Annotated in this window: 8 protein-coding genes; 3 read left to right on the plus strand and 5 right to left on the minus strand. The window is 67.4% G+C overall.

All coding sequences use genetic code 11. From position 1 onward, the window contains the following. Positions 1-72: 72 nt before the first annotated feature. Entirely contained in the window at positions 73-1359 is a 1287-nt protein-coding gene (locus tag ABIE00_RS22095; protein ID WP_354262763.1) for an FAD-binding protein, read from the plus strand. 10 nt (positions 1360-1369) lie between these two features. Further along, positions 1370-2581, plus strand: a complete 1212-nt coding sequence (locus ABIE00_RS22100; protein ID WP_354262764.1) for an ROK family protein — start codon at positions 1370-1372, stop codon at positions 2579-2581. Between the two features lie 90 nt (positions 2582-2671). Here the strand turns inward: ABIE00_RS22100 and ABIE00_RS22105 are convergent, their stop codons facing one another. From ABIE00_RS22105 to ABIE00_RS22125, 5 genes are read right to left on the minus strand one after another with little or no spacing between them, the layout of a single operon-like run. Further along, the gene (locus ABIE00_RS22105; RefSeq protein WP_354262766.1) at positions 2672-5866 is read right to left on the minus strand and encodes an Ig-like domain-containing protein; all 3195 of its coding nucleotides are present in this window, start codon (positions 5864-5866) and stop codon (positions 2672-2674) included. Positions 5867-5914: 48 nt separating this feature from the next. Further along, entirely contained in the window at positions 5915-7954 is a 2040-nt protein-coding gene (locus ABIE00_RS22110) for a beta-galactosidase (protein WP_354262767.1), read from the minus strand. 41 nt (positions 7955-7995) lie between these two features. Further along, positions 7996-9339: an ABC transporter substrate-binding protein gene (locus ABIE00_RS22115; protein ID WP_354262768.1), complete on the minus strand. Its 1344-nt coding sequence runs from the start codon at positions 9337-9339 to the stop codon at positions 7996-7998. A gap of 41 nt (positions 9340-9380) precedes the next feature. Beyond that, positions 9381-10328, minus strand: a complete 948-nt coding sequence (locus tag ABIE00_RS22120; RefSeq protein WP_354262769.1) for a carbohydrate ABC transporter permease — start codon at positions 10326-10328, stop codon at positions 9381-9383. 2 nt (positions 10329-10330) lie between these two features. Next, the gene (locus tag ABIE00_RS22125) at positions 10331-11275 is read right to left on the minus strand and encodes a carbohydrate ABC transporter permease (protein WP_502914299.1); all 945 of its coding nucleotides are present in this window, start codon (positions 11273-11275) and stop codon (positions 10331-10333) included. Positions 11276-11483: 208 nt separating this feature from the next. On the opposite strand from ABIE00_RS22125, the gene ABIE00_RS22130 reads away from it, so the two are divergent. Then, positions 11484-12512: a LacI family DNA-binding transcriptional regulator gene (locus tag ABIE00_RS22130; protein WP_354262771.1), complete on the plus strand. Its 1029-nt coding sequence runs from the start codon at positions 11484-11486 to the stop codon at positions 12510-12512. Positions 12513-12562: the final 50 nt, after the last annotated feature.

Raw genomic sequence — 12562 nt, forward strand, 5'->3', positions numbered from 1 at the left:
ATGCCACCGAAGCCTATCCGCGGCACGTCATTGAGTGTTATGTTCTCTGAAACACCAAAAGAAGGGCAGGCAATGGTTAGCGAAGCAGGAACTGAGCTGCACACCGCGGAGTACAATTGGGCCGGCAACCTCAGGTACGCCGCCGCGGAGGTCCGCGAACCGCGGACGGTGCCGGAGCTGCAGGACCTCGTGGCCGGCGCGCCCCGGCTCCGCGCGCTCGGTTCGCGGCACTCCTTCAACCGCATCGCCGACACCACCGGCGCCCTGATCTCGCTCGAACACTTGGCGCCCGCAATCGAGGTGGACTCCGCGAACATGACGGTGACAGTGAGCGGCGGCACGCGCTACGGGACCCTGGCGGCAGAGCTGCAGCGGCAAGGCTACGCGCTGCACAACCTGGCTTCCCTCCCCCACATCTCTGTGGCCGGGGCCGTCGCCACCGCCACCCACGGATCAGGTGACCGGAACGGCAACCTGGCCACCGCCGTCGCCGGCCTTGAACTGGTCACCGCCGACGGCGCGATCCTCACCGCCCGCCGCGGCGAAACCCCGGACTTCGACGGGATGGTGGTGGGCCTTGGCGCCCTGGGCGTGGTCAGCAGCCTCACTCTGGACATCGAACCTGCCTTCCCGGTGGTGCAGACGGTCTTTGAGGACCTCTCCTGGGACCAGGTGCTGGAGAATTTCGACGACGTCACCTCCTCGGCCTACAGCGTCAGCCTGTTCACCGACTGGAGCGGGGACCGGATCGGGCAGGCCTGGCTCAAGGCCAGGACGGAGGAAGCAGGAGTAGCGGCCCGCCCCAGTTTCTATGGCGGCACCCCGGCACCGGACGCGCGGCACCCCATTCCCGGGGTCTCCGGCAGTACCTGCACACAGCAGTTGGGCGTCCCGGGCCCGTGGTCGGACAGGCTGGCCCACTTCCGGATGGAATTCACGCCAAGCAAGGGCGACGAGCTGCAGAGCGAATACCTCGTCCCCCGCGAGCACGCTGTCGACGCCATCCGGGCGATGCGCCGACTTTCCCATCTGGTGACTCCGCTGCTGCTGGTTTCGGAAATCCGCACCATGGCCGGGGACAGCCTCTGGCTGAGCCCGAACTACGGAACCGACAGCATCGGCCTGCACCTCACCTGGCGGCAGGACCAAGACGCCGTCGAGGCCGTGCTCCCGGTGATCGAGGCTGAGCTGGCGCCGTTCCGCGCCCGTCCGCACTGGGGCAAACTGTTCGACGGCGATGCCTCCCGCCTCGCGCCGCTTTACCCGCGCTTCGCCGACTTCAAAGTCCTCGCGGGCCGCCTCGATCCCGAGGGGAAGTTCCGCAACGACTTCCTCGACACCAAGGTCTTCGGCAGCTGATATCGTTCCGATGATGCCTTCCCCTCGCCAACGGGCTGCCCCGACCGCCCCGCCGAGCGAGCTGGACCCCTCCCGGCGGAACAACCTGGCCCTGATCACGTCCCTGGTCCACCACCACCGCGTCCTCAGCCGGGCACAGCTGACGAAACGCACCGGGCTCAACAGGTCAACCGTCGGAACCCTGATCGGCCAGCTCACGTCGCTCGGCCTGGTCTACGAGACGGCGCCCACCGGCGAAGCCCAGGTGGGCCGCCCGAGCCCCGAGGTGCGGCCGAGCCCGTCCATTGCGGCGCTGGCTGTTTATCCGGAGATCGACGCGGTCACCATCGGGCTGGTCAACCTCGGCGGCATCGTCCAGAAGAAGATCCGGTTCGCCACTGAACGGATTCCCAGCGCACGGGAGGCGGTCAACATCGCCGCGGCCGTGATCGAGGGGATGCGCACAGAGCTGGAGCACTCGTACCGGATCACCGGCGTCGGGGTGGCGGTGCCGGGCCTGGTAAATCCCGACGACGGAACGGTCACCCATGCCCCGCACCTGGGCTGGCGGGACGAACCGGTGGCCCGGATGCTGAGTGAAGCCACGGGTTACGCCTGCCAGGCGGCCAACGATGCCTCACTCGCGGCCGAGGCGGAACTGATCTTCGGGGCCGGCGCCGGGCGGGACAACCTCATCTACCTCAACGGCGGGGCCAGCGGCATCGGCGGCGGGATCATTTCCAACGGGATGCTGCTCCGCGGCGCCTCGGGCTACGCCGGGGAACTGGGCCACACCTTCGTCCGGACCGCCGGCGAACAGTGCCACTGCGGCGCCACCGGCTGCCTGGAAACCGAGGTGTCCCAGGGCCGGCTCTTTGAGCTGCTCGGCCTCAGCGGCGGCGACACGCCCCAGCTGGAACAGGCGCTCCGTGCGTCGGGCAGTCCCGCCGTCGCCGAGGAGATCTCCCGGCAGCTGGGATATCTGGCCATCGCGCTGCGGAACGCCGTCAACACCTTCAACCCGGAGGTGATCATCCTCGACGGCTTCCTGGGCGTCCTCTACGCGCTGGCGCCGTCCGCCCTCGACAGCCTGCTGCTGTCCCAGGCGATGGACGGCCCTGCCGGCCAGGTCAAGGTGCACCCCGCGGCGCTGGGGTCCAACCTGATGATGATTGGCGCGGCGGAACTCGGGTTCGCCCGGTTCCTGGCCGACCCCACCGGCTTCGGGGCAGCCGCGGAATAAGGGCCGCCGTGAAGGCTGGGAAAAACGGAATCAGGGCACCGGGTGCGCCCAAAGGGGATGCACCCGGTGCCCTGCCATGAGCCGCCAGACCTACCGGCCGAAAACGACCTCGTAGGTCCGGGTCTGGCTGCCGTCTTCGCTCCGGACCGTGACCACGGCGGTTCCGGACTGCGCGTCAGCCTGACGCACAGTGACCGTGGCGTACGGGTCTGCCGCGGTGGCCGTGACCTCCTGGCGCTGGCCCTGGACACCGGTCCGGTAGGAGGTGACGCGCGGGTCGAAGCCGGCCAGCGGCTGGCCGTTGACGGAAATTCCCGCTGCCGCGGCGTCGGAGGACTGGCCTGGCGCCTGCGCCAGGACCTGCACTTCACTGACGGTCATGTGGGTGTTCGGCCGGGCGGTGAGCACCACGCGCACGTCCTTGGTGTCCACGTTGGCAACCGGAACCGTGACCACGGGGGCGGGGCTGCCGCCGGGGACCTGGACCGCCGTGCCTGCGTTCTGCCATGTACCGTCGGCTGCCTTGGTCTGCACCTGGAGGCTCTGGGCGTAGCTGTCGGTTGATCCGTCGCGGTAGAAGTGGACCTTCACGCCGGTCACCGTCTTCTGGCTGGCCAGCGACACGGACAGCGTGTCGGTGGTGTTCTTGGTGCCGGACTTCCAGTTGGACCAGGCCTTGTCCGTGAGGTTGCCGTTGCCCAGTCCGGCTGTGCCGTAGCCGGGCTCGGTGAACGAGGCGCTGAACGTGGTGCCGGGGTCATCCGCAACGTTGTCGGCCGTTCCCGCCGTGACCTGGACACGCACGGTGGCCGGCAACGTGCGTCCGTCGGCGGAGTTTGCCGTTCCGGCAACGCTCACCACGCCGGTTTCGGTGAAGGCGGGAGCCTCATTCCAGACCACCGGCCGCTCCACCTTGCTGCCGCCGGCAGTCACCGCCGTTACGGTGGCGGGCAGCACGGGCGTTCCGCCGGCATAGGTCTTGGCCCGCGCCGGAAGAGTGGCCACCAGCGTGTCGACGGTGACTTTGGCGGTCACCGGATGCGCGACTCCCAGGACGTCCGTCGCCGTTCCGCGCACGTCAACGGTTCCGGGCTTGCTCCACCGGCTTTCCGGCGGCATGGTCCAGGTCACCGGCAGTTTCCCCCGGGCGCCGTCCCGGTAGACGGAGACCACCGTCGCGGGCAGCTGCGGGGCCGTCCCGGGTACCGTGAAGGCCTCGACGTTCCAGAACCCCTGGACGGTTTCGTCGGTGACCCGCCAGCGCTGGTTCTCACCGGAGTTGGCGGTCCACAGGGTCACCGGGGACCCGTCCGCGGTGGCGTGCCCGCCCACTTCGAGGAGCCGGCCGGTAGCTGCGTTGACGAACGTGTAGGTGCCGTCGCCGGTGGTGGACATGGTCCACTGGAAGGCGTCCGCCGGTGTTGCTTCTGCCGGAACCAGCTGCGGCGTTCCGTCGACGACGGCGAGTTGCCGCCCGCCGTCGGGCGTTTCAAGTGCGTAACGGGCACGGCTGCTGTTCCCGCCGCTGAGGCGGCGGATGGTCCACTGCTGGTCGGCGCCGGCGCCGGCGCGGATGACGGCGGCACTGCCGGCTCCCGAGGTCAGGGACTTGCCGCTTTCGACTCCCCGGAGGCTGTAGACGTGATCCGCCTGGATCAGCGCGGCGTCCTTGGCCACGCCGTGCACACCGTTGACGAGGAACGTCGTGACCGACTCGGCAGGCACCGTGAGGACCGCCGTGTGGTCCTTTCCGACGGCGACCGGAGCGCCCTGCACCAGTGCGCCGGAGGCATCGCTGGTCACCGGCGTTACGGTGGTGTTCCCCTGGACGGCTTCGAAGCCGGAAAGATCCAGGGCGACCTGTCGCTGCTGCTTGCTGTCGTTCACGTGCACCACCGTGGCTCCGGAGTCGGAGACGGCGGCCGCGCTGTTGGTGTCGTCCACCTTGACCAGGCGGTCACCGGGCTTGATGTAGTGCGTGAAGTTCCGCGCGGTGTTGAACTTGGTGTTCGTGTAGATCGGGCAGCTTTGGAGGGTGTCACCGGACGCGCAGTCGAAGGGCAGCTGGATCTCGCCCCAGTTGGATCCGATGGCGCTTTCGCCGCCGGGCTTCATGTTGTTGTAGTCCTCAACGGGCTGCCAGAACACCCAGGCCTCGGGTTCGAGCTCGCGGAGGTCGTTGACCATGTGCTGGGCCAGGCCGAGGCCGGGCTGCATGCTGGTGAAGTTCTGCCCGTCCAGCCAGGAGCCGCCGGTTTCGCTCATCCACAGGGGCTTGTGCTCGCCCTTGGCGATGTCGCGGACGGCTGTCCGCTGCCCGGTCCCGTAGGTGTGGACGTTGAGCTGCCCCACGTCCGCCTTGGCGTCTGCGGAATAGCTGTTCCAGTTGCTGGCGAACGTCGAGGGGTTGGTTTCGTCCATGGCGCTGATGACGGCGCCGGTGTCCGCACCGGCCAGGGCCCTGGCCAGGGACTGGACCACCTTCTGCTGCAGTTCGGGGCCCATGTGGGCGCCTTCCTGCCGGCCGCCGACAGGCTGGCCCGCCGAATTCAGGGTGGTCCCCCAGTACGGAGTGTTCGGTTCGTTCATGGGATCGATCGTGTCGATCTTGATGCCGTGCGCTTTTTCCAGCTGTTTGACGACGCCCACCAGATAGGAGGAGAAATCGTCAACGCTTTCGGTCCGCAGCTGGTCCTGCGAGGAGTTGAAGCCCCCGGAGACGTAGCCACTGACCGTTTGGAACCACGGCGGGGAGTTGCTGAAGGCCTCCCAGTGTGTGATGTCGTTCTTGATCCGGTCCACCCACCAGCGCTGCGTCTGGTCGGCGTCGAGGTTCCAGTGCTCCGGATTTTTCGGATCCCACCAGTCCTTGTCCGTCCGCGTGGTGCCTTCCGGTGCCTTCCACCAGCCCTCCACGGCGCCGCCGGCCCGCAAGTAGTCCTTCACGTCCGGTGCGTTGCCGCCGCCGATGTTGTAGCGGGCGATGTTGAGGTTCAGCCCCTCGTCGCCGAAGACCATGTCGGCAAGCTTGCTGCGGATTTCCTCCGGATAGTCGCCGGTGGCGTTGGCGAACCAGACCAGGCTGGTACCCCATCCTTCGAAGGCTTCGCCCTGATAGGACGGGTCCGGCCGCACGGTCACGGCGCCGGCCGGCACGGGTTCTTCGGCCGCATTGGGGGGTGTCTGGGCGGCCAGCGCAGGCCCGGCCACGAGCCCTGCGCAGAAGACCGCCGCGGTGACGCCGGCGGCGGTCATGGCCCAGGGCCGTCTGGATCTGTTCGTCATTGAATTCCCTTCGGTGCGGTGAAGTGCTGATCTGTGGGGATTGCTGCTTTAGTTGGTGGTTTGCAGGACTGCCACGCCGCGGGCCGCGAGCTTGGCAGTGCCGTCGGCCGGGCCCGTTCCCGCGAGGATGGCGCCGGGAACAGCCGAGATATCGACGGCCTGGTCCGTGCGGTTGATCAGGAAAAGGAAGCGCCCGTCCTCACCGGTGCGGACGGCAAGTTCGACGGCGCCACGCAGGTCCACGGGCAGTTCGGACTCGACGCCGGCCAGGCCGGCGAATTCCTGCAGGACCGGGACCAGCCCGTCGGGCCCGAGGCGCGTCGCCACGTAGCCGGCGGATCCGCTGCCCACACTGCGCCGGGTCACCGCCGGTTCGCCGGCGCGGTCACCGGAGGTGAACCGGCGCAGGACCTTCGTGTCCCCGGACGTGGCGGCGACGGAGTCCGCCCACAACGTGCCTCTCGGCCCGCCGTCGAGCGTTGCCTCTTCGCCGGGGGCCAGTGGCCCGAACTCTTCCACCCGGATCCCCAGCAGACCGCTGAGTGCGCCGGGATATCCGCCGAGCCACACGTGGTCGTTCTGGTCCACGACGCCGGAGAAGTAGGTGGTCACGAGGTGCCCGCCGGACTCGACGAATGCAGTCAGGCGCGAGCGCAGCTCCGCCGGCACCACATGCAGGACCGGCGCGATGACCAGCTGGTAGCCCTTAAGCGATGCCGCTACCGGAAGCACGTCAGCGCGGATGCCGCTGGCGAGGAACGCCGAGTACCAGTCCAGCGCCTCCTGCCGGTAGCGGAGCCGGTCGCTCGGATGGGAGTCCAGTTCGCTGGCCCACCAGGAATCCCAGTCGAAGAGGATCGCGGCCCGGGCCGGTTCGCGCCGGCTGCCGGCCAGCGCCGAAAGGTCGCCGAGCGTCCGGCCCAGGGCGGTGACGTCGCGGAAGAGCCTGCTGTCGCTGCCGACGTGAGACACCATCGCTGAGTGGTATTTTTCTGCCCCGGCACGGGACTGGCGCCACTGGAAGAAGCAGACCGCGTCCGCGCCGTGGGCCACGTGGGTGAGGGAGTCCCGGGCGAGGGCCCCGGGCTTCTTGGGTGTGTTCACGGGCTGCCAGTTGACGGCACTGGTGGAGTGCTCCATGAGAAACCAGGGGTTGCCGCCCGCGATGTTGCCGGTCAGGTTCGCGGAGAAGGACAGCTCGTCATGGTCCTGCGGTCCCGGAACCACGTAGTGGTCGTTGGAGACGAAGTCGACGTCGGCGGCCCAGCCGGCATAGTCCATCCCCTTCGTCTCCCCCATGACCATGAAATTGGTGGTGACGGGGATGTCCGGGGTGATGCTGCTGAGGATCCTGCGTTCGGCGCGGAGGTAATCCCGCAGCGAGTCCGAGGAGAAGCGCTTGAAGTCCAGCTGCTGCGTGGGGTTCGGATAGGAAGCCGCCTTCCGCGGCGGGAAGATGTGGTTCCAGTCCGCGTAGCGCTGCGACCAGAAGTCGGTCCCCCAGGCTGTGTTCAGTTCCTCGAGTGTCCCGTAGCGGTCCTGGAGCCAGGCACGGAAGGCGGCCGCGGCGTCGTCGGAATAGTCATAGACGTTGTGGCAGCCGAGCTCGTTGGAAATGTGCCAGGCGCAGACAGCCGGGTGGTCCTTGTAGCGCTCCGCCATGGTGCGCACGAGCGTCAGTGCGTGCTCGCGGAACACCGGCGACGTGGGCCGCCAGTGCTGCCTGCCGCCCGGCCACAGGGTTTCGCCGTTCCGGGTGACCGGCAGGATTTCCGGGTGCTCGGCGGCCAGCCACGGCGGCGGGGATGCGGTGGCGGTGGCGAGGTCCACGGCAATGCCGTTGGCGTGGAGCAGGCCGATGATGTCGTCGAGCCAGGCAAAGTCCCAGGTCTCCCGCGAGGGCTGGATGCGTGCCCACGAGAAGATGGCCAGGGAGACGATGTTGACCCCGGCTTCCTTCATGAGCCGCACGTCCTCGGCCCAGACTTCGCGGGGCCACTGCTCGGGGTTGTAGTCGGCACCGAAGGCCAGCCTCTTGGTGTCCGGGGACGGCCAGCGCAGCCAGCGGTGGTGGGTGGTGTGGGTCATGGGTTCCTCTTTTTGGGTGCGCCTGGGTTACGGGTGGGCTGTTATTCCTTGACGCTGAAGCCCTGCTCGGTGCCGTACTTGACCGAGGCCTTCTGCCACGCGGCCAGGCCGTCCTTGAGCTTGGTGCCGGAGACGTAGGCCTGGCCGGCGGTGTCGTTGAAGATGCTGTTGGCGTAGACCTGGAACGACAGGTAGGACCAGCCGGCGGGAACGTTCTTCGCTGATTCGGCGAAGATCTGGTTGGCCTTCTGGCCACCGAAGTACTTGAACTGGGTGTTTTGGAATTTCTCGGACGCGAGGTCTTTTGCGGTGGCGGGGAACGCCCCGCCGTCGATCCTGGCCTGGACGCCTTCTTCAACGTTGGAGTACTTCAGGAAGCCGTAGGCCAGGGCCGCCTGGCTGCTCGCTGCGGGGATGGCCAGCGAGCTGCCGCCGTTTTCGGCGCTGCTGTTGGCGCCCTTCTCCCACTGCGGCAAGGGGGCGACCCGCCATTTGCCGGCACCGTCGGCGACGCCGGAGACCAGGTTCCCGGGCATCCAGGCGCCGGTGGAAAGGGTGGCGATGGTTCCGTTGCCGAGGCCCTTGTACCACTCGTCGCTCCAGGAGGTGATGGGGGCCAGGAGGTCCTCGTCGATGAGCTTTTGCCAGGTTTCGGCGAATTTGGTGGAACCTTCGTCGGAGAAGTTCACCGCGACGTTGGTGCCGTCCACCTGGTAGGGCTTTCCTCCTGCCTGCCAGATCATGCTGGTGGTGAACCCGGCGTCGCCGGTGTCGTTGGCGATGTAGGCCTTGGGGTCCGCCTTCTTCAGCGCGCGGCCGGCCTCGAGGAACTCGTCCCAGGTGGTGGGCACCGCGATGCCGTACTTGTCGAACAGTTCCTTGTTGTAGAACAGGGCCATGGGGCCGGAGTCCATGGGGAGGCCGTAGACACCGCCCTGTGCCTGCACCGAGGACCATGGACCGGCCGTGAAGGTGCCGTCCAGGCCCGTGGCGCCGAACTGGCCGAGGTCAGCCAGTGACTTGCTGAGGGCGAACTGCGGAAGGGCGTAGTACTCGATCTGTGCGACGTCGGGCACGCCGGAGCCGGCGGAGATGGCGTTCTGCAGCGCGGTGTACTGGTCGTTGCCGGTGCCGGCGTTGACCAGGTTGACGTCCACGTTGGGGTACTTGGCCTCGAAGCCTTCGGCGACCTTCTTCAGCGACTGGTCCCAGGCCCACACCGTCAGCTTGCCGCCTTTTTGGAGGGCCGCTTCGACGGCGTCGCTGTTGACAGTTTGCTGCGGCGCCGCGCTGCTGCCGCCTCCGCAGGCGGTGAGCCCCAGGGCGAGTGCGGCGGCGACGGCGGAGGTCTGCAGCAGGCCGCGGCGGGTCAGGGTCTTGAACATGTCTTCCTTCTAACTGCGTTGTTGGTGGGAGGGGACGGGCGTTATTCTTTGACGCTTCCGGCGGAAAGGCCGGATTGCCAGTAGCGCTGGAGCAGCAGGAACGCTGCGATCAGCGGCAGGATGGTGAGCAGGGAACCTGTAATGACGAGGTTGAAGATGGCTTCCCCGCCGGCGGTGCCGGCCTGAGCGTTCCAGGCGTTGAGGCCCAGGGTGAGGGGGTACCAGTCAGGGTTTTTCAGCATGATGAGCGGCAGGAAGTAGTTGTTCCAGGTGGCCACCATGGTGAAGAGCAGCACGGTGACGATGCCCGGGGTCAGCAGCGGCAGGCAGACCTGGAAGAACGTGCGGGCCTCGCTGGCTCCGTCGATCCGGGCGGACTCCATGATCTCGGTGGGGATGGCCTCGGCCGCGAAGGTCCACATGAGGTACAGGCCGAACGGCGAGATGAGCGAGGGGATGATCACGGCCCAGGGGGTGTTGGTGAGGCCCATCTGGCTGAACATCAGGAAGGTGGGGACCGCAAGGGCTGTGCCGGGTATGGCCACGGCGCCAATGACGACGGCAAACACGGCCTTCCGTCCGGGGAAGTCGAACTTGGCCAGCGCGTAGCCGCCGAGGACCGCGAGGAAGGTGGCGCCGCCGGCACCGAGCACAACGTAAAGGACCGTGTTGGCGAACCAGCGAAGGAAGATCCCGCCGTCGTATGTTGCCGTCCGGGCGATGTTGTCCCAAAGGGCGAAATCAACGTCGAACCACAGTCCGAACGAATTGAGCAGGCCGTCCTGGGTTTTGGTGGCGTTGACCAGGAGCCAGAACAGCGGGGCCAGGCTGTACAGCAGGACAAGGCCCATCAGCAGCGTCAGCGCCACGCTGCGGCGCGAGCGCCGGGATCCGGCTGTGCGCGGGGACCGCAGGCGCGGGGTGCGGAGCCTTGCCGGGGACGTGGCCGTGCCGGCGCTGCCGGGGCGGGCGGCGGTCTGAACGCTCATGGTCAGCGCTCCTTTCGCATGCCGCGGACCTGGACGGCGTAGGCGATGGCCATGGTGATCAGGCCCATGATGATCGCCACCGTGGCGGAGTAGTTGTACTGCTGCCCGGAGAACGACAGCGAGAAGGCGTACAGGTTGGGCGTGAAGAACGTTGAGATGGTGTTGGGCGAGAGGCTCTTGAGGATGCTGGGCTCGTTGAAGAGCTGGAAGCTGCCGATCACGGAGAAAATGGTGGCCACGACGATGGCGCCGCGGATGGCCGGCAACTTGATGGCGGCGATGACCCTCAACTGGCCGGCGCCGTCGATCTCGGCGGCCTCATAGAGGGATTTGGGGATGACGGTCAGCGCGGAGTAGAAGATCAGCATGTTGTAGCCGATGAACTCCCACGTGACGATGTTGCCGATGGAGGCCAGCACCAGTTCCGAGGAGAGCGGGCTGGGCAGGTTGAGGCCGAACGCCTGGTTGATGTTGCCCACCAGGCCGAAGCGGGTGCCGTACATGAAGCCCCACATGAGGGTGGCGACGACGGCCGGTACCGCATAGGGAAGGAAGATCGAGATCCGGAAGAAGGACCTTCCGTAGAGCCGTCCGCTGTCCAGGGCGAGGGCAACAACCAGCGCGATCATCAGCATGACCGGCACCTGGACTGCCAGGAACAGCGAGACCCGGCCCAGCGCAGACCAGAACTGCGGGTCCCCCAACGCCCGGGCATAGTTGTCCAGGCCCACGAACGCCGTGCCGCCGATGAGCTGGTTGCGGAAGACGCTCAGGTATATGGAGTAGGCGATCGGGGCAAGGAAAACCAAGGCGAACACGGCCATGAACGGGCCGACGAACCACCAGCCGGCCCACGATCGGCCGCTGGCGGGACGGCCGCCGCGGCGGTTCGTACGGCCTGCCGGGGCGGCCGTTCCGGCCCGCGCCGCGACTTGCGGGGACGTCATTGTCATGAAGGGTCCTCTGTTGGGCTGCGCCACCTCGCGGGCAGCGGTTGAGTGTTCTGTTTGCGTAAACATTCTTGTGCTGTTTTGTTAATGTTTGCGCAAACATGATTGGTACGATGGTGACATGGAGCACGAATCCGGTCAACCCCCGGTCCACAATTTGTCCCCCGCGAAGGGGGCGGCCGTCGCCGCGCGGCAAGAAGGGGCAATGCCCCGGCGCAAGCAGCAGGTATCCATGGCCGACGTCGCCAAGCTCGCCGGAGTCTCGTCCCAAACGGTTTCCCGCGTGTCCAACGGGAGCCCGGACGTCATCGAAAGCACGCGGCGTCAGGTCATCGCAGCCATGAACGAACTGGGGTACCGGCCGAACAGTGCCGCCCGGGCGCTGAAGCGCGGCAGTTTCCGCACCATCGGCGTGATCACCTTCTCGCTGTCCTCGCTGGGGAACATGCGCACGCTCGAGGCCATAGCGCTCCACGCGGCCGGGCAGGACTTCGCCATCACCTTGATACCGGTGACGGCGCCAACCCAGGCCGGAATCCAGGGGGCGTTCTCCCGGATGGGCGAGCTCGCCGTGGACGCCGTGATCGCCATCATGGAGGTCCACCTCCTGGACGCAGCGACAGTGACGCTGCCCCCGGGAGTGAAGGTCGTGGTGGTGGATTCCGACGCGGGCGATAATTACAGCGTGGTGGACACCGACCAGGCCGACGGCGCACGCAAGGCCGTCCAGCACCTGCTGGAACTCGGGCACGCGACCGTCTGGCACGTCGCCGGCCCTGAGGAATCGTTCGCCAGCGAACGCCGCGCCGCCGCCTGGCGCGCCACCCTCAGTGCCGCCGGCCGCATCGTCCCGCCCGTGCTCCGCGGCGACTGGTCAGCGGACTCCGGCTACACCGCCGGCCTCCGGCTCGCCGACGAGCCGGGCTGCACCGCGGTTTTCGCTGCGAACGACCACATGGCTCTCGGCCTGCTGCGGGCCTTCCGGGAAAAAGGAAAATCCGTCCCGGGCGACATCAGCCTGGTGGGGTTCGACGACGTCCCGGAAGCGTCCTCCTACGCTCCCCCGCTCACCACTGTGCACCAGAACTTCGCCGATGTCGGCGAACGCTGCGTCGACAACGTCCTGCAGCAGCTCCGCACCAACACCACCGAACCAGGCGTCACCCTGGTGCCCACCCAGCTCGTCATCCGGGCGAGCACGGCGGCACCGCATGCGGCTCACGGTGCAGGATAGTTCCTTGCCATCCGGCAAAGGCGATGATCGGGTTCGTGCCTTTCGGCTGC

The organism is Arthrobacter sp. OAP107 (assembly GCF_040546765.1).
Lineage (GTDB): Bacteria > Actinomycetota > Actinomycetes > Actinomycetales > Micrococcaceae > Arthrobacter.

Bases quoted from the DNA above. Each gene is read 5' to 3' on its own strand.
- ABIE00_RS22095 (WP_354262763.1), top strand. From the start codon at position 73: ATGGTTAGCGAAGCAGGAACTGAGCTGCACACCGCGGAGTACAATTGG.
- ABIE00_RS22100 (WP_354262764.1), top strand. From the start codon at position 1,370: ATGATGCCTTCCCCTCGCCAACGGGCTGCCCCGACCGCCCCGCCGAGC.
- ABIE00_RS22105 (WP_354262766.1), bottom strand. From the start codon at position 5,866: ATGACGAACAGATCCAGACGGCCCTGGGCCATGACCGCCGCCGGCGTC.
- ABIE00_RS22110 (WP_354262767.1), bottom strand. From the start codon at position 7,954: ATGACCCACACCACCCACCACCGCTGGCTGCGCTGGCCGTCCCCGGAC.
- ABIE00_RS22115 (WP_354262768.1), bottom strand. From the start codon at position 9,339: ATGTTCAAGACCCTGACCCGCCGCGGCCTGCTGCAGACCTCCGCCGTC.
- ABIE00_RS22120 (WP_354262769.1), bottom strand. From the start codon at position 10,328: ATGAGCGTTCAGACCGCCGCCCGCCCCGGCAGCGCCGGCACGGCCACG.
- ABIE00_RS22125 (WP_502914299.1), bottom strand. From the start codon at position 11,275: ATGACGTCCCCGCAAGTCGCGGCGCGGGCCGGAACGGCCGCCCCGGCA.
- ABIE00_RS22130 (WP_354262771.1), top strand. From the start codon at position 11,484: ATGCCCCGGCGCAAGCAGCAGGTATCCATGGCCGACGTCGCCAAGCTC.